General features: G+C 49.4%; 25 protein-coding genes and 1 pseudogene. 7 read left to right on the top strand and 19 right to left on the bottom strand.

Annotated features, from left to right (window positions below):
• Nucleotides 1–6: 6 nt before the first annotated feature.
• The 11 genes from dcyD to OGV82_RS14305 all read right to left on the bottom strand — a co-directional run bounded on the left by dcyD (nt 7) and on the right by OGV82_RS14305 (nt 13,199).
• Nucleotides 7–993: a D-cysteine desulfhydrase gene (gene dcyD, locus OGV82_RS14355; protein WP_047463099.1), complete on the bottom strand. Its 987-nt coding sequence runs from the start codon at nt 991–993 to the stop codon at nt 7–9.
• A gap of 107 nt (nt 994–1,100) precedes the next feature.
• A complete protein-coding gene (tcyJ, locus tag OGV82_RS14350; protein ID WP_024130238.1) occupies nt 1,101–1,901 on the bottom strand; it encodes a cystine ABC transporter substrate-binding protein in 801 nt (266 codons plus the stop codon).
• 87 nt (nt 1,902–1,988) lie between these two features.
• Nucleotides 1,989–2,540: a flagella biosynthesis regulatory protein FliZ gene (fliZ, locus tag OGV82_RS14345; RefSeq protein ID WP_012131925.1), complete on the bottom strand. Its 552-nt coding sequence runs from the start codon at nt 2,538–2,540 to the stop codon at nt 1,989–1,991.
• 60 nt (nt 2,541–2,600) lie between these two features.
• Nucleotides 2,601–3,320, bottom strand: coding sequence for an RNA polymerase sigma factor FliA (gene fliA / locus OGV82_RS14340; RefSeq protein ID WP_024130237.1), 720 nt, complete (start codon nt 3,318–3,320; stop codon nt 2,601–2,603).
• A 146-nt stretch (nt 3,321–3,466) separates the two neighbouring features.
• Complete coding sequence (locus OGV82_RS14335; protein WP_052194516.1) at nt 3,467–4,639, bottom strand: DegT/DnrJ/EryC1/StrS family aminotransferase; 1,173 nt, start codon at nt 4,637–4,639, stop codon at nt 3,467–3,469.
• 44 nt (nt 4,640–4,683) lie between these two features.
• The gene (locus tag OGV82_RS14330; RefSeq protein WP_047463096.1) at nt 4,684–5,373 is read right to left on the bottom strand and encodes a WbqC family protein; all 690 of its coding nucleotides are present in this window, start codon (nt 5,371–5,373) and stop codon (nt 4,684–4,686) included.
• Nucleotides 5,370–6,437 (bottom strand): FkbM family methyltransferase, encoded by a 1,068-nt coding sequence (locus tag OGV82_RS14325; protein ID WP_052194485.1) that lies wholly within the window; start codon nt 6,435–6,437, stop codon nt 5,370–5,372. Before OGV82_RS14325 ends, OGV82_RS14330 begins: the two co-directional genes overlap by 4 nt.
• An 11-nt stretch (nt 6,438–6,448) precedes the next feature.
• Nucleotides 6,449–7,729 carry an ATP-grasp domain-containing protein gene (locus OGV82_RS14320; RefSeq protein ID WP_047463093.1) on the bottom strand — a complete coding sequence of 427 codons (1,281 nt, stop codon included), beginning with the start codon at nt 7,727–7,729 and terminating at the stop codon, nt 6,449–6,451.
• Nucleotides 7,716–8,549, bottom strand: coding sequence for a hypothetical protein (locus OGV82_RS14315; RefSeq protein ID WP_101743961.1), 834 nt, complete (start codon nt 8,547–8,549; stop codon nt 7,716–7,718). The genes OGV82_RS14320 and OGV82_RS14315 overlap by 14 nt, the downstream gene beginning before the upstream one ends.
• Nucleotides 8,550–8,792: 243 nt before the next feature.
• On the bottom strand, nt 8,793–12,035 hold the full coding sequence (locus OGV82_RS14310) for an O-linked N-acetylglucosamine transferase family protein (RefSeq protein WP_048902382.1): 3,243 nt from the start codon (nt 12,033–12,035) through the stop codon (nt 8,793–8,795).
• Nucleotides 12,036–12,326: 291 nt separating this feature from the next.
• Nucleotides 12,327–13,199 carry a flagellin N-terminal helical domain-containing protein gene (locus OGV82_RS14305; RefSeq protein WP_012131917.1) on the bottom strand — a complete coding sequence of 291 codons (873 nt, stop codon included), beginning with the start codon at nt 13,197–13,199 and terminating at the stop codon, nt 12,327–12,329.
• A 337-nt stretch (nt 13,200–13,536) separates the two neighbouring features.
• Here OGV82_RS14305 and fliD point away from each other — a divergent pair, with 337 nt between their 5' ends.
• The 4 genes from fliD (at nt 13,537) to amyA (ending at nt 17,302) form a co-directional block, all read left to right on the top strand.
• A complete protein-coding gene (gene fliD, locus OGV82_RS14300; protein WP_153257670.1) occupies nt 13,537–14,964 on the top strand; it encodes a flagellar filament capping protein FliD in 1,428 nt (475 codons plus the stop codon).
• A gap of 9 nt (nt 14,965–14,973) precedes the next feature.
• The gene (fliS, locus tag OGV82_RS14295; protein ID WP_012131915.1) at nt 14,974–15,384 is read left to right on the top strand and encodes a flagellar export chaperone FliS; all 411 of its coding nucleotides are present in this window, start codon (nt 14,974–14,976) and stop codon (nt 15,382–15,384) included.
• Entirely contained in the window at nt 15,384–15,746 is a 363-nt protein-coding gene (fliT, locus tag OGV82_RS14290) for a flagella biosynthesis regulatory protein FliT (protein WP_012131914.1), read from the top strand. The genes fliS and fliT overlap by 1 nt, the downstream gene beginning before the upstream one ends.
• Nucleotides 15,747–15,814: 68 nt before the next feature.
• Complete coding sequence (gene amyA / locus OGV82_RS14285; RefSeq protein ID WP_047463079.1) at nt 15,815–17,302, top strand: alpha-amylase; 1,488 nt, start codon at nt 15,815–15,817, stop codon at nt 17,300–17,302.
• Nucleotides 17,303–17,382: 80 nt separating this feature from the next.
• Here amyA and yedD read toward each other — a convergent pair whose 3' ends face one another.
• Both yedD and OGV82_RS23000 read right to left on the bottom strand, forming a co-directional pair.
• Nucleotides 17,383–17,796, bottom strand: a complete 414-nt coding sequence (gene yedD / locus OGV82_RS14280) for a lipoprotein YedD (protein ID WP_047463076.1) — start codon at nt 17,794–17,796, stop codon at nt 17,383–17,385.
• 314 nt (nt 17,797–18,110) lie between these two features.
• Nucleotides 18,111–18,191: pseudogene (locus OGV82_RS23000) on the bottom strand (DNA-invertase); the annotation flags it as partial.
• Between the two features lie 100 nt (nt 18,192–18,291).
• Between OGV82_RS23000 and OGV82_RS14275 the strand changes: the two are divergent.
• From OGV82_RS14275 to OGV82_RS14265, 3 genes are read left to right on the top strand one after another with little or no spacing between them, the layout of a single operon-like run.
• Nucleotides 18,292–18,471, top strand: coding sequence for a type II toxin-antitoxin system HicA family toxin (locus tag OGV82_RS14275; protein ID WP_012906750.1), 180 nt, complete (start codon nt 18,292–18,294; stop codon nt 18,469–18,471).
• A 22-nt stretch (nt 18,472–18,493) separates the two neighbouring features.
• On the top strand, nt 18,494–18,904 hold the full coding sequence (locus OGV82_RS14270; RefSeq protein WP_047463070.1) for a type II toxin-antitoxin system HicB family antitoxin: 411 nt from the start codon (nt 18,494–18,496) through the stop codon (nt 18,902–18,904).
• A 57-nt stretch (nt 18,905–18,961) separates the two neighbouring features.
• The gene (locus OGV82_RS14265; protein ID WP_115625634.1) at nt 18,962–19,945 is read left to right on the top strand and encodes a glycosyltransferase; all 984 of its coding nucleotides are present in this window, start codon (nt 18,962–18,964) and stop codon (nt 19,943–19,945) included.
• A gap of 92 nt (nt 19,946–20,037) precedes the next feature.
• Here the strand turns inward: OGV82_RS14265 and OGV82_RS14260 are convergent, their stop codons facing one another.
• Genes OGV82_RS14260 through OGV82_RS14235 form a run of 6 tightly spaced genes read right to left on the bottom strand, consistent with a single transcriptional unit; the run spans nt 20,038 to nt 25,127 of the window.
• Nucleotides 20,038–20,616 carry a tail fiber assembly protein gene (locus OGV82_RS14260; RefSeq protein ID WP_115625635.1) on the bottom strand — a complete coding sequence of 193 codons (579 nt, stop codon included), beginning with the start codon at nt 20,614–20,616 and terminating at the stop codon, nt 20,038–20,040.
• Nucleotides 20,616–22,169 carry a phage tail-collar fiber domain-containing protein gene (locus OGV82_RS14255; RefSeq protein ID WP_200098744.1) on the bottom strand — a complete coding sequence of 518 codons (1,554 nt, stop codon included), beginning with the start codon at nt 22,167–22,169 and terminating at the stop codon, nt 20,616–20,618. The genes OGV82_RS14260 and OGV82_RS14255 overlap by 1 nt, the downstream gene beginning before the upstream one ends.
• The gene (locus tag OGV82_RS14250; RefSeq protein WP_047463061.1) at nt 22,162–22,725 is read right to left on the bottom strand and encodes a phage tail protein I; all 564 of its coding nucleotides are present in this window, start codon (nt 22,723–22,725) and stop codon (nt 22,162–22,164) included. The genes OGV82_RS14255 and OGV82_RS14250 overlap by 8 nt, the downstream gene beginning before the upstream one ends.
• Nucleotides 22,718–23,635 (bottom strand): baseplate assembly protein, encoded by a 918-nt coding sequence (locus OGV82_RS14245; protein ID WP_200098746.1) that lies wholly within the window; start codon nt 23,633–23,635, stop codon nt 22,718–22,720. Before OGV82_RS14245 ends, OGV82_RS14250 begins: the two co-directional genes overlap by 8 nt.
• Nucleotides 23,619–23,972 carry a GPW/gp25 family protein gene (locus OGV82_RS14240; RefSeq protein WP_058667554.1) on the bottom strand — a complete coding sequence of 118 codons (354 nt, stop codon included), beginning with the start codon at nt 23,970–23,972 and terminating at the stop codon, nt 23,619–23,621. The genes OGV82_RS14245 and OGV82_RS14240 overlap by 17 nt, the downstream gene beginning before the upstream one ends.
• A gap of 39 nt (nt 23,973–24,011) precedes the next feature.
• Entirely contained in the window at nt 24,012–25,127 is a 1,116-nt protein-coding gene (locus OGV82_RS14235; protein ID WP_200098748.1) for a contractile injection system protein, VgrG/Pvc8 family, read from the bottom strand.
• Nucleotide 25,128: the final 1 nt, after the last annotated feature.

The raw sequence follows: 25,128 nt of genomic DNA, 5'->3' as shown, positions 1-25,128 counted from the left end.
CGGAAGTTACACGTGAGGATGGTAGGCAAACAGCGCTGGCGCCCCACCGGTATGAATAAAGAGAATCGGGCCTTCATCTTTGAAGCGCTTCTGGCTGATGCCATCGATCAGGCCCGCCATCGCTTTCCCCGTATAGACCGGGTCAAGCAGAATGCCTTCCAGGCGCGCCAGCAGCTTCACGGCCTCCATCCCCTCTTCATTCGGCGTTCCGTATCCCGGCGCGAAATAGTCGTCCCACAGCAGGATGTCCGCCGCGGCGGTCAGTTCCAGCTCTTTAGCAATCGCTTGTTGCAGCGTGACCACTTTGGGCTTCTGATCGATAACCTTGCGCGACACGGTCACGCCGATCAACTCAACATCTGGCATCAGTTGTTCCAGACCTACCGCCAGCCCGGCGTGCGTACCGGCGCTTCCCGACGCCACCACCACGGAGGACAGCTGTACCGCGCCCTCGCACTGCTGGGCGATTTCCAGCGCGCTTTCCACGTATCCCATCGCGCCTAATGGGCTGGAGCCGCCGACCGGAATCACATACGGCCTGAACCCCTGCGCCTCAATACGGGTCGCCAGTTCCTGTAACTGGGCGTCAGGATCGGTCAGCGCGTCGCACATCTCAATTTGCGTGTTAAAAAGATCCAGCAGCAGACGATTGCCGTTGGTCAGGTAGTTTTCCGCCGTCGTACCGATGGGATTTTCCAGTAACGCAACGCAGTGTAATCCCAGTTTTGCCGCTACCGCCGCCGTCTGGCGAACGTGGTTCGACTGGATGGCGCCCGCCGTAATCAGCGTATCCGCGCCTTCACGCAGCGCATCGGCAGCCAGAAATTCAAGCTTACGCAGTTTATTCCCGCCCATCGCCATCGGCGTTACGTCATCGCGTTTAATGAAAATGTCGCGACCCAGATAATCAGATAAACGCGGCAGGTATTCGAGTGGCGTTGGTGCGCCAATAAATTCCAGGCGTGGGAACCGCGTTAAATTATGCAGTGGCATAAAGCCTCCGGTATTCATTGTTGTGATGTTCTTTTTATTATGCACGTTCAAACGGATGAAATAAAAAAGGCGCCGTATTAAAGCGCCTTTTTTTGCAATTATGACGATTATTTAGTCACATCTGCGCCAAACCATTTCTCAGACAGCGCTTTCAGCGTGCCGTCTTTCTGCATATCGGCAATGGCGCCATCTACCGCTTTCAGCAGATCTTCATTGCCTTTACGCAGCGCCACACCGGCTTCCTGACGGGAGAACGCTTCGCCGGTAACGGCCAGCGTGTCTTTGGTTTTCTTCACCAGATCCAATGCGGCCAGGCGATCCACCAGAATAGCGTCAATACGGCCTACGCGCAGATCCTGGTATTTCGTCGGATCGTCATCATAGGTGCGAATGTCTACACCCTGTACGTTCTGGCGCAACCACTCTTCGTAGTTTGTTCCCAGACCAACGCCGACCTTCTTACCTTTCAGGTCAGCCGCCGTGTTGATGCTGCCTTCATTGCCTTTTTTCACCAGCGCCTGAATACCAGAAATGGTATAAGGTGTTGAGAAGTCGTATTTTTTCTTACGTTCGTCGGAGATGGTGACCTGGTTGATAACCACATCAATACGTTTGGAATCCAGCGACGCCAGCATACCGTCCCATTTGGTCGGTTTCAGCGAGGCTTTTACGCCGAGGTGTTTCGCCAGTTCTTCTGCGAACTCCACTTCAAACCCGGTCAGTTTGCCGTCATCACCCTGGAAACTGAACGGCGGGTAAGTCCCTTCCAGGCCTACCAGCAGCGTGCCGCGCTCTTTTACTTTGTTTAACAGACCTTCATCTGCATAACTCTTCACGCTCATCCCGGCGACAAGTGCAACTGCCATCACACCCATCAGAGCCTGACGTCCCAGAAGTGCTAATTTCATAGTTACCCCGAATGTTGTCATTAATGACCGTAGTGTAGAGGGTTTGCTGCTAATCACAAACACGACTCCGCTACATGTTATTCATTTTTAATATATATCAGAAGTAGCCATCCGGGATGATTTCTGCATCTGTCCGGCATGCGTATGCGTTTTATACTGTTCGTACTTACGCAGCGCGATCCGATAGTTATTGGTGCTGGTTTCGGGTAACCACGGGGCCAGGTTTTCATCAAGAAAACCTTCCTGTAGCAGGTCGTGAGAGATGTTCTGTTCGGTGAGATGGTTGCCCAGGCGACGCAGGCGCACGACATATTCACGCACGGTGCCGTGGCTCATTTCGGTTTGCTCAAACAAGAATTGTTTAAAACCGATGATGTCAAAGAAGTCACTCTGCTCTTTGCAGTGCAGATCGCCGCAGAAACGGCACAGCGCCGACCACTCCTTCTGCTCCTCCTGCCATTGTGCGTCGTCCATCAGCGTATCCAGGCGGGAAATCGCGATTTTATTGACAATCTGCCCCCGGCGAACCAACGTGATCCTGTCGAGCAATTTATGGCAATGAGCGCAATGCGTCTGGCTGTGTTTAAAGTCTTTGAGGTAGCGGCTTAGTGGCCGTCTTTTAGATTGCTGCACCGTCATGAGAACTCCTGGTAGTCAATACGTTGTGCGGCACTATTAAGGGGCGACGACGATCGCCCTTTATAACTTACCCAGCTTGGTGCGTAGACGTTTGATGGCCTGGCTGTGCAACTGGCTTACCCGTGACTCGCCGACTTCCAGCACCGCGCCAATCTCCTTCAGATTGAGCTCTTCCTGGTAATACAGCGTCAACACCAGCTGCTCGCGTTCTGGCAACGATTCAATCGCATCCATCACACGCTGGCGTAAATTGCTCTCAAGGAGCTGTTGTAACGGGTTTTCCTGCTGGTGTTCTTCCGTCACCAGCTCAATGCTATCGCCATGCTCTTCCCGCCACTCGTCATAAGAGAAGAGTTGGCTGTTATTGGTATCAAGCAACATCTGACGATACTCTTCCACAGGAATCGCCAGCCGCTCCGCCACCTCAGTTTCCGTCGCGTTGCGCCCTAATTCCTGCTCCAGCTGCCCCATCGCCTGCGCCACTTCGCGAGCATTGCGCCGGACGCTACGCGGCACCCAGTCACGGCTGCGTAGTTCATCCAGCATCGCTCCACGAATACGCTGCACTGCGTAAGTGGTAAATGCCGTTCCTTGCAGAGCGTCATATCGGTCAACTGCATTCAATAACCCGATACCGCCCGCTTGTAGCAGATCGTCCAGTTCCACGCTCGCCGGCAAACGCACCTGCAGGCGCAATGCTTCGTGACGCACCAGCGGTACATAACGCTGCCACAGCGAGTGTTTATCCATTACACCTTCAGCGGTATACAGTGAATTCACGATAAACAGCCCTGCGTTAGTTGAGTTATCGGCATGATTATCCGATTCTGGAGGGGTTTTAATCGGGTGAATAGTGGGTGAAATGAGGGGTTATTTGGGGGTTACCGTTATTTATAACCCCCAATTCCCCTCAGGGGATCTAAAAATCAGGCAACGCGCTCGGCAAAAATCTCATCAGTTTTCAACGCTGATGAGTCACTACTCACATTTTCGCTCACTCCTTTTAACAATGAAGCAATTTCTACCTGTACCTCTTTCTCAAGGCCAGGATAGAGAGGCAAACAAAGGACTTCATCTGCACGTAATTGCGCAATTTTAAGTTTATCTTGTCTGGCGCTCTCCAGCGCACGATACATTGGGAAGCTACTAATTAATGGGTAGAAATAACGACGGGGCATAATATTGTGGGACTTTAATAAATCATAAACCCCATCTCGCGAAACAGGAAACGCATCCGAAACCATAATTGGGCAATAAGCATGATTCCATGCAATATTATCCGGCGGGATCAGCAGTGAGATACCAGGAATATCAGCCAGGAGTGTTTTATAGTTATCAAACAGCGCCGCGCGCTCAGCTAATGCTTTATCGATATGGCGAAGTTGCAATAAACCAAACGCTGACTGAACTTCATTCATTTTGCCATTTATGCCAGGCGCCACAACGGTGGTTTCCCCGGCAAAACCAAAGTTTTTCAAATAATCAATGCGTTGTTTCGTTTTTTTATCATGGCAGATAATCGCTCCGCCTTCTATCGTATTGAATACTTTTGTGGCATGGAAACTCAAGACAGATAAGTCGCCTTCGCGCAAAATGGTTGTCCCTTCCCGCTTAACACCAAAAGCGTGTGCTGCATCGTAAATCACTTTCAGACCATAAATATCAGCAATCTGCTGAATATGCGCTGTGTCACAGGGGATGCCATAACAATGGACAGGCAAAATAGCGGTAGTTTGCGGCGTGATTGCCTCTTCAATTTTCCGTGGGTCCATATTACAGGTGACAGGGTCAATATCGACAAAAACCGGTTTTAAGCCATTCCACAGTAGCGAATGCGACGTTGCCACAAAGGAATACGGCGTGGTAATCACTTCACCTGTGATGCGTAACGCCTGAAACGCAGTTAGCAACGCCAGCGTACCGTTTGCAAACAGGCACAAATGTTCAACGCCGAGATATTCCGCCAGCGCCTCTTCAAGTTGCTGGTGAAATGGACCTGCATTGGTTAATTGTTTGTTTTGCCATATTTCTTCCAGATAAGGAATAAACTCATCAAGAGGTGGCAATAAAGGACTGGTAACAAAAATGTTCTTATCCATAATTTCTCCGCCCGCACCGATAAACGAAAGCGCATCGCACCGCATTAAATTAACTGATACTGCCCCAATAACACTTTCACCTCAGAGGGGGAGCAGTTCATTAGCACATCAATAATTGACAATCCGGCATGGAATTTACCCCCACCCTGAGGGTAATGAACATCATCCATTTTAATAAATGACAGTTTCATCCCCTGAGCGACAAATTCATCAGAATGATAAAGATGCTGCCCACCAGGACTATTGATATAATGGTCTCCACCGAGAGTTCGGCAAATGTTCATCACCTTCCCGCTTGCAGTTTCATCACGTGAATAATTCAAATCACTAGCCATGTGAAGTGACACTTCAATGCCAAGCCAGGAAAATATCTCTTTAAACGCATACTGGCAAAGCATGGGAATCTGGCGCTGCTCGGCGGTCAACACCTTCTCAACAATACTAAAAACTGGTTCAAAATATGGCCTTTTATGATACGCCTGATGAACTGTTTTCAGCACCTTAGCAACATTAACGTCAAAGCTTAACGTATTTATTTTTTTGAAAGATGAAGCGCCCGGCACAGCAACGGTAAAGCGCTGAGGAGAGTTCCCCATCAAAATAGTATTACGATTAATGTAGCCCTGACGGATATAATTTACGTCATCATAAATTACAAACTGATCGACCGCATTAATCAGTTGAAAATATCCCAGGTAAGGGAATAGATAGGGCTGCATAATGCCGATTTTCATTGTGCACCTTTTCTGGGGACAAAATAGTAAACGGTTTCCAGTAGCCCTTCCGTATAGTGACGCAGGTAGATGTCGTAGTCCTCACGATAACCCAGCACCTGCTCAGGCAATGTTCTGAAATCATCAGGTTTGTGATAGCAACAGACGGCAAGCAGTGGATGCTGTTGACGAATAATCCGTTTTGCTCCCTCCAGAGCCTGTGACTCAAAACCTTCGATATCCATTTTGATGAACGTCACTCGCCCTTTTAACACATCGTCAAGGGCTACCATTTCAACATCGATCCCCCCGTCTTCGCTCGCATGCGAAGTCGACCCCGAGGAAGAAAAACTCAGCTTCTGCTGGCTGTGCGAGACGCCACAGGGATAAACATAAACATTTTCCCTGCCCTGCATCGCCTGTTGAATACTCTGCGCCTGGCGCGGTTCTGGTTCAAAGATACATACTGTGTTATAGCTGGGAAATCGACGCATAAACTCAACGGAAGTGGCGCCGTCAAAACTACCGCAATCAATAAAATGTTCGGCATATTCGCCAATAAAGGGCAGATCGAAGTACTGATCGTTCAGGCAAATATTATACTGCGCAAGAAACTGTAGCTTGTTGGTAAGCCTGAAGTTGATGATATCGTCAAAAGTGCGCTTTGAAATATCATCCGCAAGGAGCGCACGGATACGCTCATAGGCTTCACGGTTCTCGGCGTAGTCGCGCACAAATTCGGGTTGATGATACCAGGTCGGCTTGCTTAACAGGTGGCTGAAATAGCGATAAAAGCTGAAGTAATCGATCTGTTTATGTCCCGCTGCCGACAGCGTTCGCCATGCCGATACCGGGCGGCCATCCATAATCGAAGAAACAATCAACGCGTCCGAAGGAACCTGACTTAGAGAGATAATCGGAAACCCGTCAATCTGAGTTTGCGTTGTTTTATTATCAATGATGCCCTCAACGTTAAATACCTTTGCCATTTCAATACCATAACTCGTCAGTCCAAAGATATAACGAGGTGAGGCTTTCTCGATAAACGCATGGCAAAAATCGGCAATTTGCTCGTCAGTCAACATAACAGGCTCTCTTAGCGCAAATAAAACTCAACGGCATCAACATCCAGAACGAGCACATCTTTCAGCGTTCGGACATCCATCCGCTCAGGAAAATAGTTATCAATAAACAAACTGTTTGGCTGTATATATTCTGACTTTCGCTCTCCAGAAGTCAGATGGATGACCTCATCGAAAAGGTTCAACGCAACCCCTGCGCACATAAGGGTTTCTTCAGGTTTTTGCGCATGGCGAGTAATCAGCGTAATGGCTTTTCCCTGCGCCCGACTCTGGTATAAAAACGCCATGACGGCAGGTACCGCAAAACCATCGATAATGAGGGTGTCGTCAAGATCGACATAGATTCGCTGATAGTTGAGTTCACTTCGCGTTCGGGACACAATGGCCCGATCAACGATACCGACACTCATTTCCGGGAGAGCGACAACATCGCGTCCCATAAAGTCATGGATAGCCATAAGCGGTAAATTCACCCCTCTGGCACGCTGAAAAACCATTGCGCCAGCAATCCTGCAGGCCACCTCCAGCAGTTTCCATTTCCCTGTTCTGTCGCGTTTTAGCTGTACAAACCAAGGGCCACGAAGCGCCAGTCGCGCATTTATCGTTTCGACAATGTCGGTTATTTCATCGTCAAGAACGACCTCTCGTGAACGCATGCTGATACCCGCCCGAACACGTTCACGGGTACGAGGCCCAGCCCAAATCAAACGGCGGTTTCGGTCAGTGAAACAGTCGACGGTGATCTCCTCTCCCGGCAGATATTCCACCACGATCGCCTGCGCGACGGATTCAATCGCCTGTTCCAGAGACAGGCGGTTATTTACTCGCTGTACACCATTTCCCCCCTGTCCACAGTCTGGTTTTACGATCGCCGGCCAGTCGTCAATTGTTGCAAGATCGCAGTATCGATGAGGGACCCAGTGGCAATCGTCAAATAGGGCATAGGTAGCGCTTTTATAACGTAGCGTCTCCGTTACCTGACGATCGCCATTAACCAAAAAGTAGTGCTGCCGGGGTTCATTAAGTTGTGCAAGTTTTAACGCGACAGAATCATGCGTAGCGAAAACGACATCAATCTGCTTCTCTTTCACCAGTCGCAGAAATTGCGCGTCGAAGTCGTCAGCATGAATATTGGGCATATCACCGGCATAATCGGGAAAACGAAACTCCCCGTGATCGCTTACGCTCGATGCCCCTAGCAGCAGACCAATATGGACGGAATAGCGCAGCGCGCTATAAATCTCACCCGCATTCTCTGCACCGCAAGGGAAAATAAGGACATTAATTTTTTTCATCAGAACCTTCCCCGGTATATGAGAGATACGCAATCACAAAATCTGCAAGAGATTGCATTTCATCCAGTCCATAACGATGATCCACAGGTAACGGTAGGATGTGTCTGATGTAACGGTGCTCAATCGAATCGACACTCACTCTTTGCAAGGCATCAAGCCAGTAAACAGGAATAAAAATTCGGCGCTGACGAAGCGCTTCGCGCAGATTTTCATTTTCAGTCAGTAGTGGGTAGCAAAGCGGGCCGCATTCTGGCCTGGCAGGTAAATTTAGCGCATTGATACAGGCAAGACGCTGATACAGGTACTGGTAGTTTTCAAGGCGTCGCTGCTCACAGGCTTGATAATCGATCCCGGCTAATAAACGATGAGTCAGCATAGACATGCCTTCCCCCGGTAGTTCCTCCAGCGTTTGCTCTGCCTGTCGGTAGGCGGTGTAGCCAGCCTCTGCGCCCTGCGCCAGGCGAATAAGAAGATGCTCAGTGCGCTGAAGAGAACCTGATTCCCCTGTCGGAGGGATATCCACCTGTATTTCACCAGCCAGCATCCCGCCATCGGGAACGCCGAAAAATTTCCTGGGTGAGTAGATCGTTGCCAGACCGGGTTGCGGCGCGGAGAAAAAGGCCTGAGAGTGATCCCAGACGATCTGCTGTGGATTAAACCGTTCCATGAGCGACTGAGCCAGGTTATCGACGAGGCCAAAATAGTTAACCGCAAGCACCCAGTCACCGTTTTCTGGCTGAAGATCGTCCGCAGGAGCAAACGCGGCGTCCAGAGAATAAAAACGTACGGGAATACCTAACGTTTCGGCAGGCGATAACATTGCATTGCAGATCCAGCGAGGCATCCAGAGCGCTGAAGGTTGCCCTTTTTTCAATAGAGCATAAAAGGCCGCACGCGCAGAACTGAAACACTGCGCATCAGAATACAACGTCTGGCTTATTAACGCCGTTTCGAGGGGGAAATATCCACCTATAGCATCAGTCAATGTGTTATTCACTCTCTTCCCCCACCAGCCCTACATAACCTCTTCGCCGTAAATGCCTCACTCACACCAGTTCGCCCATTATGTATCGCTATTAATCACCACTGGCGCAGGCGGCAACCCCTGACAATAACGCTGCCAGATAATCTCCAGAGCCCGCTCGAAATAAATGGCTTCTCGCACCTGAGATACACTCTTCTCTTTCAGGCGAGAACGCAGCGACTGGCGCAACTCAGCCAACGCATGGGTTTGTTCAGACAACAAAACCGCCTTAGCGATGTACTGTTCTTTGTCAACGGCCACAAAATCCTGCAGCCCACAAAAATTCAGCCCGGCGCTGCACTGTCTGGAAGCGATGGTGTCCCCGGCAATAGTTAATGTAGGAACACCCATCCAGATCGCATGCCAGGTCGTCGTTCCCCCGGTATAAGGAAAGGTATCCAGCAAAACATCAATGTCGTTATGTAATGCCAGATACTCATGCAGCGACATCTTTTGCCTGAATAGCAACCGTTCCTCATTAATGCCCTGCTCTTTAAACAACATTCTGAAATGGTTAACCATATTGCTGTCAGACATATAGCCAATAAGCAAACGAGCCTCAGGTATGCTGTGCAAGATCTTGCTCCAGACGCGAACAACCTCATCATTGATTTTTTTCGGGCGGTTAAAGCTGGCAAAAGTGATAAAGCCATTTTTCAGCGCAGGCAATGGACCAACATCAGGGCTCTCTTTATTCGGATGGAACTGCTGAACCGCTGGAAGATAAATTAATTTTTCAACAAAGGCAGGATCCAGAACGCCCGGTTCCGCAAAACGACTATCAATAAGGTAATAATCTACCGTCGCCATTCCCGTGGTTCCGGGATAACCGATCCAGGAAAGTTGGACAGGTGCTGGTTTTAACGCAAAAGCCGGCAAACGGTTATAACCAGTGTGCCCGGAGAGATCGACAAGGATATCAATTCCATCCCTTTTAACCTGCTCAGCAAATTCGAGGTGGCTTAGATGTGTGACTTTTGACCATACGCAGGCACTCTCCATCAGTCGCTCGGTTACCTCATCCTGTAGTGGGGAGTTCTGGTAACCGTATATTTCAAAGCGATCGCGATCCAGCGAATACCAGACCGGCGCGAGAAAATTCGTCACCGGGTGGCGGCCAAAATCTCCAGAAACAAATCCGATACGTAAGCGAGATTTCTCTTCGCGCGTATGAGTGATAGTAAACGGCTGTTTACTCGCCCAACGTTCAGCGGCCAGGCCAAACTGCTTATGTTCTTCCAGCAGATCCTGCGCTGTAAGCTCTGTGCTGTGCGTCAGTCCAAACAGTAAGTTGGTGAAGGCATTAAAATTACCCGGCTCCAGCTCGACCACACGGCGTAAATAAGGGATCGCCTCGCTCATTTTTGACTGATCACCAAGGATCGTTCCCAGATTCTCAATAATGCCTGCAGAACGCGGTTCTATCTCTATTGCTTTACGCGAACACATTTCCGCCAGCGTATATTCCATCATTTCACGGTAAAGAGAACTGAGAAGATCCCATGCCGCAGCATACCCAGGTTCGGCGCGCAAGATCGCCCGTGCCAGACGCCCTGCTTGCCAACGCCAGTTTTTACGATAAAAAATAGCGGAGAGCTCATAAAAAATACGCCAGCTACTCGACTGCAACGAGAGCAACGACATACTGGCTTTCAGCCCGGCGTCATAATCGGAAGTACGCAAATAAAAATTTGCCAGAAGATAGTGCACATGGACATTATCTGGTCTCTGTGCAACCAACCGCTCAATGCTCGCACGCGCCTGCTGGAATCTGCCTTCCTGCATTAACTTTTCTAGCTGTCGATGAAAATCCTCTTCCACCGGGGCCAAAGCCGGCATGGATGTCTTTTTCTTGCCCGGCGTTGCTATGGCGGAAGGTAAAAAGCCGCCGTTGGCCTCCGTACCGGAATAAAGAATCAGCGAGAAAACAAGGGGCCAGGTTTCTTCAGCCGGAAAATGGCCGATAAGCTGCTGCAAAAAAGCCCGCCAGGCTTTGGGAGCAGCCGCCACCATCCCCTTCTTAACCAGACTAAACAAGATTTGCGCATTCTGCGCCGTTACCACCAGCGTCGGAGCAGACATCGCCGACAGCTCTTCGTCATTCAGTTCTACAGTTTCATGCCAGCGGTTAATGGCATATTTACCTCTTGTCGCCGCCACCCACTGTGCCGGCGCCGCCTGGCAGGTATCGTAAACGCTCTTATCCAGAGAGAAATGTAAGTCAGGTAACCCTTTCAAAAAAAGAGCCGACAGTGACTGGCTGATATCCTCCCGCCATGCTTTATCCTCTAAGTCGGGCTGACGAACGTTATAAACGAGCTGTTCGAAAGTGAGGCTTGAGGGCCAGCCGTCGCCGAGAGCATCAAGGAGAGCCAGCGTAGCGATATCATCCGTAGAGACAGGCGTTTCGCTATTTGCGGTTAACGTGTTGAGAATCCTTCCTTGCAGAGACTGACGGCGAAAACTTCCTGCCCAACGCAGATCTTTCAGTTTCGTCAGGTCCGGCAACACAGACACCGTTTGCGCATTGTCGCTATGGGTCAACAGGCTAAAACGCGTGCCGCGATTCACTGCGAAATCAAGATACTGTTGGATCAGAATTTTGTTATTGAGTGGACTGAGCACATTGTGTAGATGTTGGATCTTTTCATCATAATGCGCCGCAAGCTCTGTCCATGGTAGTAAGTCGCCGACATAAGCCAGGCCAAAAGTCTCGATCACACCCGCAAATTCAAGCAAGTAACGGTACTCGTTTGGTGTTTGCAGAAGGCTATGGCTAATCAGCAAATCTGATAATGTATCGCTACTTTTTAAAAATGCAGCCTCCCCGGTGACGCCGTTTAGCTTTAACCAGCTTAACATTGCCCGGGAACTGGCGATTTGCGTTTCGATATCATTCGCCAGACTGCTATGAATTTGTACCGCGTCGCGAATAATCTCGTTTATTTTTGCACCAGGATGGCATTCCCATTCAATGGCAATACACCCCTGAGGGCTTAAATGCTGTTGGCAAAACGCAAGGAGTTGGTCGCGAATATCATTACTCAACCAACTAAAGCTGCCATGAATAATAATATAATCATATTCACCGATATCCTGGCAGAGTAAGTCATCAAGAGAAAGTGAAAAAAGTGCCAGGTTATCCGGCGCACTGCCCAGTAGAGCCTGTTGCGAAGAAAGAGAGTTTTCGCTCTCAAGCTCCACGCCGACAAAGCGCGAGTTGGGATACATCAGCGCCTGCGAATACAGTGTATAACCTTCCCCTGCGCCCAGTTCAAGCACTCTGGCGGTATCAAGGACAGGCGTTGTCACGCCATACAAATGGTTAACAGCCCTGATATGGCCCGGGGTGGAATAGCAAATGCTGTAGCTCTTATCTGACTCTGTAGGCAATCCCAAAATTAATGCTCCCGCCGGTAATCTCTTTACAGTAATGACCAGATTTACAGTACAGGAGTGGGATATTTTTAATGGCGTAAGAAGAGACTTAATTTTTGCTTTATTCGTGGTATCTGCGCGGGAATAAAAAAACCAGTCCGAAGACTGGTTTTATAAAGAGGCTGGTCCGTGCGATTAACGCAGCAGGGACAGAACAGTCTGCGGAACCTGGTTTGCCTGAGACAGTACAGAAGTACCAGCCTGCTGCAGGATCTGCGCGCGGCTCATATTGGAAACTTCAGTTGCGTAGTCAGCATCCTGAATACGAGACTGTGCAGCAGACAGGTTGGTTACGGTGTTGTTCAGGTTAGAGATGGTGGATTCGAAACGGTTCTGAATCGCACCCAGGTCAGAACGCTGAGTATCAACAGCTTTCAGTGCAGTATCGATAGAGGACAGCACGTCAGTAGCCAGAACGTCGAAACCTTTGGTGGTAACGCTACGCGTTTCACCAGAAGCCAGACCCGTAGTAACACCAGCAGTACCGGTTGAATCAAATTTGTTCCAACCGCTGTTGCCATTAATGGTGATGTCGATTTTCTGAGTGTCGTTAGCGCCAACCTGGATAGAGATAGTTGTAGCAGAGTCAGTACCTGCCAGGATTTTAATGCCGTTGAACTGGCTCTGGCTGGCAACACGGTTGATTTCGTCCAGACGCTGGTTAACTTCAGACTGAATGGAGTCGATGTCAGAACCAGAGTTGGTGCCGTTCTGAGCCTGAACAGCCAGCTCACGGATACGCTGCAGGTTGTTGTTGATTTCGTTCAGAGAACCTTCAGCAGTCTGAGCAATGGAGATACCGTCGTTAGCGTTACGCGCAGCCTGAGTCAGGCCTTTGATGTTAGAAGTGAAACGGTTAGAAATCGCCTGACCAGCAGCATCGTCTTTAGCGCTGTTGATGCGCAGACCAGAGGACAGACGCTCGATAGCCGTGCCCAGAGCAGACTGAGATTTGTTCAGGTTGTTCTGAGTGGTCAGTGACATCAGGTTAGTATTGATAACTGCCATAATTTAATTCCTTCAAAAATGGGTTCTAAGTTCGGTGCCGAACACTCACGGCGTCTCTCACCGTCAACAAGGGTATCGGCGCAACTTCACAGTACTTTAGAAATAAACGACAAAAACTTTTAACTAATTATTTTTAAAGGTAATTAAATGCAGTTTTCACATTTTTTAGAATCAAGAACACGATTGTTTTGTATAAAAATAAAACAAAAACAATCCCTCTATATGCCCTTCTCACCCCGCCCTTTTCTGCCGATTATTTTTTTACGGTCAATGTAAACTTTCACCAAAAGTTGCCGATACAGAGAGCTGTACACCCAAGACTTTAAGGAAAAAAGACATGCCTACTATTAGTAACCTGGGGGTTGGCTCTAATCTGGATCTGACGACGCTCTACAACCAATTGGAAGCTGCTGAAAAAACAAAATTAACATCAATTACAACTCAGCAGACAAACTATAACGCCCAGTTGAGCGCGTACGGTAAGTTACAAAGCGCATTAACCAATCTGCAGACTGCCACTGCGGCATTGGGTAAAACAACAACCTGGAACTCGACAACCGTTAGCAGCACTAACACGGCATTCACTGCCACAACAACCAGTGAAGCTACTGCCGGAAGCTACACAGTCAACGTGAGTCAGGTTGCCAAAGCACAGGTATTGATGTCCGGCAAGATTGACAGCAACACAACAAAACTGGGCGAAACAACGACGAACGGTACGCGCACAATTACGATTACGCAGCCGGGAACCAAAGATCCTTTAGAAATTACATTGTCGGATTCCGACACCAGCCTGAACGGTATTGCGAAAGCCATTAATAATGCCAATGGTAACGTCTCCGCCACGGTAATGAAGGCTTCTGACGGCGACTATCGTCTGATGCTGACATCAAAAACGACGGGTACGGACTCAGACATGACCGTAACGGTAACCGGTGACGACACGCTCCAGCAGGTTATCGGTCACGATGCTTCAACAAATGCGCTAACCGAGCAGACCGCATCGCAGAACGCAAAACTGACAGTGAACGGCGTCGAACTTGAACGTTCAAGTAATATCATTTCTGATGCGCTGCCAGGCGTCACGTTGACATTGAAGAATAAAAGCACCGCCGACGAAACGCTGGAATTAACCCGTGCAACAGAAGAGAACAGCAAAGCAATAAATGACTGGGTAACAGCCTATAATGCGCTACAGTCAACCATCGCCAGCGTGACGAAGTACGTCAAAGTTGAGCAGGGCAAAGATCAGTCAGCAACTAACGGTGCGTTAATGGGCGACACCAACGTGCGTTCCATTCAATCGCAATTACGCAGTCTGCTGACGGATGTACAAGGCGGCGCTTACGCCATTATATCTCAACTGGGTATTACTCAGGATCCGGTGACCGGCGCCGACGGTTCGACAGGTAACCTGAAAATAGACAGCACTAAGCTAACGAAAGCATTAACTGATAACCCACAGGCGGTTCAGGAATACTTTATCGGCGATGGCAAAACGACAGGTTTTGCTACAGAAATGAACAATATGTTGACCAAAATGCTGGATACCTCCGTCGATCAATCCGGGGTTATTAAAAACGCGCAGGATGGCATCAACAAAACGCTCAAGACATTAGAACAGCGCTATGACGCGATGGAAGCCTCCATAGAAGCAACTATGGCGCGCTACAAAGCACAGTTCACCTCACTGGATAAGTTGATCAGTCAGATGAACAATACTGCAAACTACCTGACACAGCAGTTTAGCTCATCCAGCAGTTAAGGAACTGATATGTATAGTAAAAGTGGTGTTCTTTCCTACCAAAAAGTCGGGGTGGAAAGTGCGGTAATGAGTGCCGACCCACACCAACTGATTGTTATGCTTTTTGACGGAGCACTAAGCGCTCTCGTCAGGGCACGACTATTCCTGGAGCAGGGAGAACTGTTATCGAAAGGTGAAGCGCTGTCAAAAGCGATCAATATTATTGATAACGGCCTCAAGGCGGGACTCAACATGGACGTTGAAGGAGACCTTTCCCGCAATCTGGCATCACTTTACGATTACATGATACGTCGTTTGTTACTGGCCAACTTACATAACGACGTCGAAGCTATCATTGAAGTAGAGGGATTGCTAACCAATATCGCTGATGCCTGGAAACAGATTGGCTCACCGGTTTCACCCGTTCAGGATACCCTTTGATGACTAACTTCATCCCGTCACTTACCGACTGGCATGCCCTGCATGCCCTTAGTATCACAATGTTGGATCTCGCTCATTCAGGGAAATGGGATGAACTGATTGAGCAGGAGATGAATTATGTGCAACTGGTAGAAGGTATTGCACGTAACCCCATCTCTCCCGGCAATACATTTCTGATAAACCAGGCAAAAGAGATCCTGAATGCCGTACTCCGTAACGAGGCTGAGTTAAAAACGCTGTTGCAGCACCGTATGGAAGAGCTACGTCAGCTTATAGACCAGACCGGAAAACAGCAGTCCGTCTCCACGACATACGGGAACCTGGCGGGAAATATTCTGTTCCCCAGTAACCTGAATCAATAATTTTTATCCACCTGTGAAAAATCATCCATACTCCAGAAGTTGGCCTGACGGCTTCTGGAGCACGGAAGATGAAAAACCCCACGCTATTGCAGTACTTCCACTGGTATTACCCTGACGGCGGCAAGCTCTGGCCAGAACTGGCTGAGCGCGCTGGCGGCCTCAATGATATCGGCATTAATATGGTCTGGTTACCGCCCGCCTATAAAGGCGCGTCCGGCGGGTATTCCGTAGGTTATGACTCGTATGACCTGTTTGATCTGGGTGAGTTTGATCAGAAAGGATCTGTCGCCACGAAATATGGCGACAAAGCGCAGCTGCTGGCCGCCATTGAGGCGCTAAAGCAAAATGACATTGCGGTTTTACTCGACGTGGTCGTCAACCACAAAATGGGCGCGGATGAAAAAGAGTCCATTCGCGTACAGCGGGTCAATGAAGATGATCGCACGCAAATCGATGACGAGATCATCGAATGTGAAGGCTGGACGCGTTACACCTTCCCTGCCCGCGCCGGTCAATATTCGCAGTTTATCTGGGATTTCAAATGTTTCAGCGGTATTGATCACATCGAAAACCCGGACGAAGACGGCATCTTTAAGATCGTCAACGACTACACTGGCGACGGCTGGAACGACCAGGTCGATGATGAGATGGGTAATTTCGACTATCTGATGGGCGAAAACATCGACTTTCGCAACCATGCGGTCACCGAGGAGATCAAATACTGGGCGCGTTGGGTAATGGCGCAAACCCATTGCGACGGCTTCCGCCTGGATGCGGTCAAACACATTCCGGCCTGGTTTTATAAAGAGTGGATAGAACACGTCCAGGAAGTGGCGCCAAAGCCGCTGTTCATTGTGGCGGAGTACTGGTCTCATGAAGTGGACAAGCTACAAGCCTATATCGATCAGGTGGATGGAAAAACCATGCTGTTCGACGCGCCGCTACAGATGAACTTCCACGAAGCCTCTCGTCAGGGGCGTGATTACGATATGAGCCAGATTTTCACCGACACGCTGGTGGAAGCCGATCCTTTCCATGCCGTAACGCTCGTGGCAAATCACGATACCCAACCGTTACAGGCGCTTGAAGCGCCCGTTGAAGCCTGGTTTAAGCCGCTGGCCTATGCGTTGATCCTGTTGCGGGAGAACGGCGTACCGTCAGTGTTCTACCCTGATCTCTACGGCGCACATTACGAAGATACGGGTGGCGACGGCGAAACCTACACCATTGATATGCCCGTTATCGAACAGCTCGATCAACTGATTCTCGCGCGCCAGCGTTTTGCCCACGGCATCCAGACGCTCTTTTTCGACCACCCCAACTGCGTTGCCTTTAGCCGTAGCGGTACAGACGACGATCCTGGCTGCGTGGTCGTACTTTCCAACGGCGATGACGGCGAAAAGACCATTACGCTAGGTGAAAATTACGCCAACAAGACCTGGCGTGATTTTTTAGGTAATCGGGAAGAGCGCGTAACCACCGATGAACAGGGGGAGGCCACGTTTACCTGCAACGGTGGCTGCGTCAGCGTATGGGTCATTGAAGATGTGCTGTAAGTACAGGAGAGAACACCGGCCGGGTAAGCGTTAGCGCCCCCGGCATCAACATGATTACCGCCAGCGTTTACCGAAAATGTTTACGGTAACTGACTCGCGAGCGGATGTTTCGATAAATAGTCGGCGCATTCGGTCGTGGGTCGGTCCACGCGTTGCAGCGTCATACCATCATATTCCAACGTGTTCCCTTCACGCTCAATCTCATAGAGTTCGCGCTTCACCGTAACGTTGGTTAAATCACCGGAAAGCAGCGTCAGTTTACCCGGCAGGGCAATCACCCGCTGCCACTGACGGCAATCCAGGGTATCTCCTTCTTTGGTCACCACCAGACTGGCTATCGCCTCAGGGCTTACCAGTTTGCGCTGAGGGCCTTTTGACTGCCAGTATCCTTCCAGTCCGGCTGGCGCTGGCGTCTTCACCACATCGTTATAATTCTGTACCTCTGCACACCCGGTAAGGACCAGAAATGCGCCAACGATCGCTATTTTTTTCATCATTCATCCTGCATGCGAAGAAAACAGGATTGTGGCATTAAAGCCCTGATGTCGCCAGCCTTTCAGGGCCAACAAGTAATATTGATCCAGTCGATATTACTTCTTATTAGTAGTAGGCAAAAAATCTGATCGGTGTACTATCCGCTCTTCTTTTATTTTCCTTCTGAGTTCAAAGGCTCACCAAATCCACATTTTCTTTTTCTAATTCATGCGGATACCTTCATTTTTTGACGGTTTTCCATCTGCATTTTACATCACGTAATTGCGTTTATTTTCATGCAATTAACACTTAGTTTTGGAGAACGCTTTTTTGTTCATCGGCACCCTGCTGGAAATTTTTTATAGAGCGTGCATACAGCCACATCATAAATTATCGCGGCCTGTTTTCTGTCTACGACACTCACAAATGATAACCCCTATAACCCCTAAAAGTATTGACATTAAATTGGTTTAGGGTTACTATAACCCCATCAAGACAATACAGAGAGCCGGAGGATGGATAGCAGGAATGCAATAGCAATGATAGAAGCCGATGGGTGGTATCTGGTGAGAGTAAAAGGCAGTCATCACCAGTTCAAACACCCAACGAAGAAAGGGCTGGTAACGGTGAAACATCCACAAAAGGACATACCGCTACCAACACTGAAAAGCATCAAAAAACAGGCGGGGCTTTAAGCCCCACCTACTGGAGGTTTTAATGTTATATCCCATTGCTATTGATAAAGGCGATTCATCTTTCGGCGTTCGCGTACCGGATATTCCCGGCTGTTTTTCTGGTGGTGATAACTACCAGGACGCAATCGAGAGTGTACGTGAAGCGATCGACGCACATATAGAATTACTGGTGGAAGATGGCGAAGCAGTACCTGAAGCCACTAGTGTGGAAAACTGGCTGGACGATCCTGACTATGCTGGTGTGGTATGGGCGCTGGTGGATGTGGATGTTACGCGATTGATGGGGAAAGCTGAAAAAATCAATGTTACTCTTCCCTCTTTACTGATCCGACGTATCGACCAGTTTGTCGCTGCACACCCTGAGTACGGTAGCCGCTCCGGCTTTCTGTCCCGTGTGGCGGCTGATAAGGTGATAGGACGAGAAAAACGATAAGCCTCGCAAGAGGCTTTATGCGTAGTAAATCCAGTATAAAATAAGGACATCTTCTCAATGACTGCCCCTTTCTTGTTAAGCGTTATAATCCCTTGCTACAACTGCCAGGATTATATTTATGAATGCTTGCAATCTGTATACAGCCAAATCGATGATAGTGTTGAAATCATTGTAATCAATGATGGTTCAACAGATAATTCTCTTAAAGAGATAGAACTATTTATAAACAAAAGCAAAAAGAACACTATTAAATTAATCACTCAAATAAACCAAGGGGTATCCGCTGCCAGAAACACAGGTATCGACGCATCCTCCGGGAAATATTTGGCATTTCTGGACGGAGATGACCTTTGGGACTCATCCTTCTGGGAAAAAATCAGACCGACACTAGAACTCAATGATGTTGATTTAGTTGAGTTTAACGCGAACAGATTTTACGATGGATGTAAGGAGAAAATAACACCTGTATCAATCGTATCAGCAAACGAACTTTTAACAATAAATTCAGTAAGTGACCTGCGAGAAACATTTTTAAAAAGCGAATGGTTCCCTTGGGCCAGAGTTTACAAAAGGTTTCTATTCGATACATTGCGATTTCCAGTTGGCAGACATTACGAAGATATAGCCCTAATACCAAAGACATATCTTTCATCAAAAAGGGTCAAACGTATGACCGATGTGCTTGTTTTATATCGAGTCAGACAGGAAAGTATAACTAACACCCCAAAGAAAGGTGATATCGATGACATAGTATACGCTTTGGGGGTTTTTAACGAATTACTTAACACAAAATGTAAGGGCGAGATTGAAACTATAGCCCCCTCTGTCCACTTGACATTTAGTCTGGCAAGAAGAATAAGTTCAAGTGTTCATGGCTATTGCTCCTTTAACAAAGATCAAATTCACGATATAAAAAAAGCGATAAATCCATTTCTAAGCACACAAAAAACGAGCAAGAAAATTAAATTCTTTTTTATTCGAGAATATTGCCTTATAAAAAAAATCAAATATAAGTTTAGAGCTTATCGGGCAAAAGTATAAAAACGCGCTGCCTATGATTGGCAGCTTTTCTAACAGCATCCGACATATCCCCAGGCCCAAAACGCATAATGACCCCGTGCACCAATATCTCATCAGGCTGGTTGTTCATACCACTTAATATCCGGTGCGTCATCTGGAGTAATGCGATTAATTAATACGCGATACTTTTTCCACTCAACCAAAAGAGCAGATTCTTCTTCTGTTGCAATACCAAGATCAACAGCATCCTGTAAAGGTGCAATTTTTGATGATGCCAGAGCCAGAAGGCTCTCTTTCTGCTGTGTAGCCTGAGCTACCAGTGCCAGTTTTTCTGCCTCTGCATCATGCACCCATGCTTTACCATCCCACTTAACATACGAGCCATCCGGGGCAACTGAAACAACACCATCAGGCAGATTGCCCAGCTTGTTAATTGCGATGGCCTGCCCTGTGTGGATGTCGTAAACGGTTTTTCCTCGGTGATCTTCGACAAGCCCCCATTTACCTGTTTGATCGTCGAACACGGCAACGAAGCCATCCGGCACATCAGGCGGGGCAATATTAGTGCAATATGCAGGTAAACCCGTATGCGCCGGGATGAAGCCATCACCTTTACCGATAAATTCGTTTGTATCTGCGGAAAGGTTATAGATGGTAATAATCCGGTCTGAACCAGCCATTTTAAACGCCATTATGCAAGCCTCACGATGTGGTTAAATGCGATGTTTTTTACCGTGTTTTCTGCGTTACCTGCTGCGGAAACTGTAATTGCGTGGCTATGCGCGCCCAGAGTAACGTTATGAGAGTGAGCACCGATGCCTACTGTATGAGAGTGGGCACCGATACCTACTGTATGGGAATGAGCTCCAGAAGAAGATGTCGTTGTAGTGTCAGTATTAATGCCCATTTCCCAGGCACCATTAGCAGGCGCGGTTTTCCATTCAAATTTTGGACCTTTGAATGTATGGGTGTGCGCCCCTGTACTGTTGGTAGTTTTCGTACCATAGTCAAAAGGCGATGATGTTTTAGTACCGTAATCGAATGACGTTGTTGCTTTTGTCCCGAGATCAGTATTTGCAGCAGATGCGGGGTGGTTATGCGACTTAATACCATCTTGCTCCAGGGACAGCACTGCACGACCACTGGCAGGTTTACCCTTGATGGTTTGCCCGCGCATATCGGGAATAACGCCTGATGGATACGCAGCCCCAAGCAACGGATACGCATTCTTATCAAACGTTTGCCCCTGCATTAACGCATAACCTGCAGGAGTCACGTCTGACGGCCAAGGGATGGGGGCACCAACTGGATACGATTCAACTGGTTTGTTAGCAGTGTTATAATCAATGTCCCACCCAACGGTGACTGTTGGCCCCGCGTTCCAATCCTGGCGATAAGCTACCTCACCATGATGGGCATAATAATGCTGAAGCCATGTATTTTCAGAAACGACAACAAATACATAACCATAGCCGTATAAGTAGTTTCCATTCGGGTATTTAGGAAAGTCAGAAACAGTAGCCGTATTTACAACTGCAACACGATACCACCCTGTTTCATTAGCTGAAGCCATTGTCTGACCATCGCGAATAACCCCGCGAACTTCGACTGGAACGCGACCATTAGCATTATCATTCGCCGCTTTTACTGCGGCCGGAGTTGCTGCCTGAGTCTCGCTGGTGCTGTTCGTCGCGCTGTTAAGCTGGACAAGCCCTTTTTGTTTTGTCGTCGCATCAACAACGCCGATCGATTCCCGTGACGCCTTCTGTGCTGCTGCCCCCCGCGCTTTAATTTCTTTCAGGTTCTGGTCAATGCGCAGAAACAGCCCGTCTCCCGTCGCAACCTCTAAAGTGATATTTGATGTGTCGGATACAGCCAGGCGAAACTGCATGTTCACACTGACGCCACCTACCGGCTTATCGATCGTCGGGCAGTTCGCCACAGCATAAAGCTCACCGGCATCAGTCAGCAGCCCCACTTCCCGGACAGTAAAGCCTCCTGCGTCCGTTGGCAGCACGATTTTAGCCATTAACTGGTTTGACTGGTCGGGAGAAACAACCAGTTCGGCAATACTGCCCCGGTATGTTTCATTCACCAGCCGGGTTTGCGCCGGGTTGGGCTTAACCAGTTTGCCGTTGCCGTCACCCACCACAAACCAGGACAGAACGATAACAGTGCCGCTGGCCAGCGCTTCCGCTTCCAGCTCTTTACCACGGTTTGTGATAATAGAATAGTAATCAGCCATGTGTTTCCTCGGCAAAAATATCTACATCGATATGTGCTGTCGTCGCACCCGAAATATAAAATGAACCATCCATACCTATATTTGCGATCACATCAATCCGGCTCAGGTAGCTGCGCAGGTTTTTTGCCCGGTCCGTCAGTTGCCGGATCTGGTAATAAAGGGCATCGCTCACCCCCTGATTGCTGTGAACTTCAACCCTGAACGTGTACGGTGCCGCGCGCGGTGTATCCTCCCACCACTCCACAACCGTGGTCGGGAGATTTATGGCGCCCAGCGAGCGGCGAACCGCTCCCGCTGTCCCCCTGTGCTGGTGAACGTAGGGAGCGTCTTTTATCACCTGGCGTTTCTGCGCCTCCGTCCAGCTGTCATCCCAGAAATCAACGGCACTTTCCCACGCAAGCCACGGAAGAAGATGCGCAGGACAGTCGTCAGCATTCTTCACCTTGCGCACCATGTCGGTATCCAGCGCAGTAATCTGTTCTGTTGTGGCCTGTTCCTGTGCTCTTTCTCCCCCGGAAGCGCCAGGCGGCAGCAGGGAACGAAATTTATCAGCCATTGCCGTTTCCCTCTTCTCGCGTAACGTTAATCGCGGTACACCACGGTGCCTTACCGGTTTCAGCCTCCAGATCTGCGACCGGGGAAATCAGTTTCACCCTGACAACACCGGACTGTTGCAGCGCGGCATAGATTGCTGAAAGCGGGACGACGGCTTTTATTCGGTGAGAAAGGATGGTGTAGGCCCGCAAAACATCAGTCGCATTCTTCAGAACAGTCTGCGCGTCAGGGCCGTCCGGTATTTCAAGTTCGGCAGTCACTGCATACCTGACAATCTCCGCACTTTTAACGGTCACAAAGTCAGTCAGCGGCCGGACTTCATCAGCGCTCAGATTGCTCCTGACAGCATCCAGCAATATTTCCCCCGCCGTGCCGTCTCCTGTTCGCGACAGAACGTACACATCCACTTCACCGGGACGGTTGTGGGTATCCGGCCCGTAGGCATCCGCGTCCAGCACATCGTTATTGGCCGATTTGACATGAAAGCGGTACGCGTTGCGCGCGCCGGCAGTGTTCAGCTGCGCCCAGGAAAGCTGGATACGCTCACGAAAGGCATTGTCATCCTCCAGAACCGGGTCCACGGGAGGAACGGCATTCGGATCGCCAGGATCAATAACAAGCCGTTTAACATTGAATGCCGCGCCGAGTTGATCAAGATCGTCTTTTTTTGCGCTGGCCAGGAATACTGCCCGGACTGCGTCATTGACACGCTGAAAAGCCAGCGTTAACTGGTAGGCTGTCACCTCTCCCTGTTTGTATGCCGGATCAGACTCCACCAGCGCATCAAACTCACTGTCCAGCTCCCGCAGTCGCGCCAGCCAGCGGGAAAAAATCTCCGAGGCATCCGGCACCACAATGGCATCCGGTACGGCCAGTTCGGACAGGTTGATCACGTCATAGCTGCTTGCCATAAATGGGTATGCCTCCGGTGCTCATCGGTAAATTGGTTTCCTTGTTGATCCCCTCGATATCCAGCACAAAGCCGGACTCACCTTCAGGAAAAGAGACAAGTACGCGCGTCACCTTCAGTCTGGTTTCCCAGCGGGCCAGCGCTGTCGCTGATGCAGCAATTATCCGCAGACGCGTCAGGTCATCCCGGGGGTTATCCACCAGCGAAAAGAGATCGCTGCCGTAGTCTCGTACCAGAACGCGGCTTCCGACGGGAGTGGTCAGTATGTCGCTGACGGACTGGCGCAGATGATCAGCGCCGGACAGGCGTTTTCCTGTCCGGTTGTTTACACCGTTCATGATTAAATTCCGTTATGGAACCGCCTGGCGGCGGGAGGGTTAACCGAAATAATCCGGGCCGTTCTTATCTTTGCCGGATTTTTTCGCAGATTTTGCGGGCCTGCGGATATCAACGACTAGGTTATACGTGTAACTGAACCCTGCGGGCGTCAGTGAAAAAACGAGTGATTCAACAACCCAGCTGCGATCTTCGCGGGAACCAAAGCCGGATGTCGTCACTCCGGCTTCGGCAGTTAGCGGAACATGCTTCGGTCGGCAGGGGCCTGTCACCGTCATTTTCTGTTCATTCCGCCCAGCCTGTGTCTTTCTGGCTTTTGCCTGCTGTTCGGCGGTGTTCTTCTCTGCCTGGGTATACGGGTTAGTCATTGCCGGGCCGTCATGTTCAACGGAGACTGTTTTTGTTTTTCCATCCGCTTCGTCGTAGTAACGAACACCGATTTTCTTTTCAGCCTTTCCCCCGCTGCCCGTGGCTTTTCCCGTGGAGCTGCCGCGCTGTCCTTCACTGTAGGACCAGTTCGACACTTCATCCGGTGTGACAGTGATCCCTCCGGTTTGTTTCCCGGAAACCGTAGCTGTTGCCCCCTGCTGTAAAAAAAGCCAGTAACCGCCAGACGGTTTACTCACCGCATTGTAAGTACGGGCGAGACGGGACAGCAGATTCGCGTCGGATTCAGCAACCTGATCAATATGATCGATATGTATATCAGCAAGCCCGGCGGCAACTTTCGGGATAAGGCCATTATCCCTCGCAACCGTTTTGACAAGATCGGCCAGGCGCAGATTATCCCAGCTCCGCGTTTTCTGGCCTGTCACATCACCCGGTTGCTTCTGCGCATTCATCGGCGCAGCGGTTGCATAAATCTCGATACGTCTTGGCGGCCCACTGCTGGCGACACCGCTGACAACAAACCAGCCCTTGTCCACCTGATGATTGTTAAAGCCCAGCGCCGCCTGCAGCCTGGCCCCCTTCGTCGGGAGGGCCAGCGTTTCAGACAGTAATGTAATTTTCAGCTCATCCGCTTTCGCGGTGGTGCCACCATAATCCGTCAGCGTCAGCTCCGCCAGGCTCTGCTGCAGCGCGCGGGTAATATCCTTTCCTTCTGCCTTAATACTGAATGCCGGAGCATATTCAGGCGATGTAATCTGATTAGCCATA

The organism is Citrobacter sp. CK191 (assembly GCF_030333435.1).
GTDB lineage: Bacteria > Pseudomonadota > Gammaproteobacteria > Enterobacterales > Enterobacteriaceae > Citrobacter_B > Citrobacter_B koseri.
Note: the sequence above shows the minus strand (reverse complement) of the source record. Positions and strands in the feature narration are given on the sequence as shown.

Excerpts from the sequence above, each read along its gene's own strand:
- dcyD (WP_047463099.1), bottom strand. The coding sequence starts at position 993 with ATGCCACTGCATAATTTAACGCGGTTCCCACGCCTGGAATTTATTGGC.
- tcyJ (WP_024130238.1), bottom strand. The coding sequence starts at position 1,901 with ATGAAATTAGCACTTCTGGGACGTCAGGCTCTGATGGGTGTGATGGCA.
- fliZ (WP_012131925.1), bottom strand. The coding sequence starts at position 2,540 with ATGACGGTGCAGCAATCTAAAAGACGGCCACTAAGCCGCTACCTCAAA.
- OGV82_RS14335 (WP_052194516.1), bottom strand. The coding sequence starts at position 4,639 with ATGGATAAGAACATTTTTGTTACCAGTCCTTTATTGCCACCTCTTGAT.
- OGV82_RS14330 (WP_047463096.1), bottom strand. The coding sequence starts at position 5,373 with ATGAAAATCGGCATTATGCAGCCCTATCTATTCCCTTACCTGGGATAT.
- OGV82_RS14325 (WP_052194485.1), bottom strand. The coding sequence starts at position 6,437 with ATGTTGACTGACGAGCAAATTGCCGATTTTTGCCATGCGTTTATCGAG.
- OGV82_RS14320 (WP_047463093.1), bottom strand. The coding sequence starts at position 7,729 with ATGAAAAAAATTAATGTCCTTATTTTCCCTTGCGGTGCAGAGAATGCG.
- OGV82_RS14315 (WP_101743961.1), bottom strand. The coding sequence starts at position 8,549 with ATGTTATCGCCTGCCGAAACGTTAGGTATTCCCGTACGTTTTTATTCT.
- OGV82_RS14305 (WP_012131917.1), bottom strand. The coding sequence starts at position 13,199 with ATGGCAGTTATCAATACTAACCTGATGTCACTGACCACTCAGAACAAC.
- fliD (WP_153257670.1), top strand. The coding sequence starts at position 13,537 with ATGCCTACTATTAGTAACCTGGGGGTTGGCTCTAATCTGGATCTGACG.
- fliS (WP_012131915.1), top strand. The coding sequence starts at position 14,974 with ATGTATAGTAAAAGTGGTGTTCTTTCCTACCAAAAAGTCGGGGTGGAA.
- fliT (WP_012131914.1), top strand. The coding sequence starts at position 15,384 with ATGACTAACTTCATCCCGTCACTTACCGACTGGCATGCCCTGCATGCC.
- amyA (WP_047463079.1), top strand. The coding sequence starts at position 15,815 with ATGAAAAACCCCACGCTATTGCAGTACTTCCACTGGTATTACCCTGAC.
- yedD (WP_047463076.1), bottom strand. The coding sequence starts at position 17,796 with ATGAAAAAAATAGCGATCGTTGGCGCATTTCTGGTCCTTACCGGGTGT.
- OGV82_RS14275 (WP_012906750.1), top strand. The coding sequence starts at position 18,292 with ATGGATAGCAGGAATGCAATAGCAATGATAGAAGCCGATGGGTGGTAT.
- OGV82_RS14270 (WP_047463070.1), top strand. The coding sequence starts at position 18,494 with ATGTTATATCCCATTGCTATTGATAAAGGCGATTCATCTTTCGGCGTT.
- OGV82_RS14265 (WP_115625634.1), top strand. The coding sequence starts at position 18,962 with ATGACTGCCCCTTTCTTGTTAAGCGTTATAATCCCTTGCTACAACTGC.
- OGV82_RS14260 (WP_115625635.1), bottom strand. The coding sequence starts at position 20,616 with ATGGCGTTTAAAATGGCTGGTTCAGACCGGATTATTACCATCTATAAC.
- OGV82_RS14255 (WP_200098744.1), bottom strand. The coding sequence starts at position 22,169 with ATGGCTGATTACTATTCTATTATCACAAACCGTGGTAAAGAGCTGGAA.
- OGV82_RS14250 (WP_047463061.1), bottom strand. The coding sequence starts at position 22,725 with ATGGCTGATAAATTTCGTTCCCTGCTGCCGCCTGGCGCTTCCGGGGGA.
- OGV82_RS14245 (WP_200098746.1), bottom strand. The coding sequence starts at position 23,635 with ATGGCAAGCAGCTATGACGTGATCAACCTGTCCGAACTGGCCGTACCG.
- OGV82_RS14240 (WP_058667554.1), bottom strand. The coding sequence starts at position 23,972 with ATGAACGGTGTAAACAACCGGACAGGAAAACGCCTGTCCGGCGCTGAT.
- OGV82_RS14235 (WP_200098748.1), bottom strand. The coding sequence starts at position 25,127 with ATGGCTAATCAGATTACATCGCCTGAATATGCTCCGGCATTCAGTATT.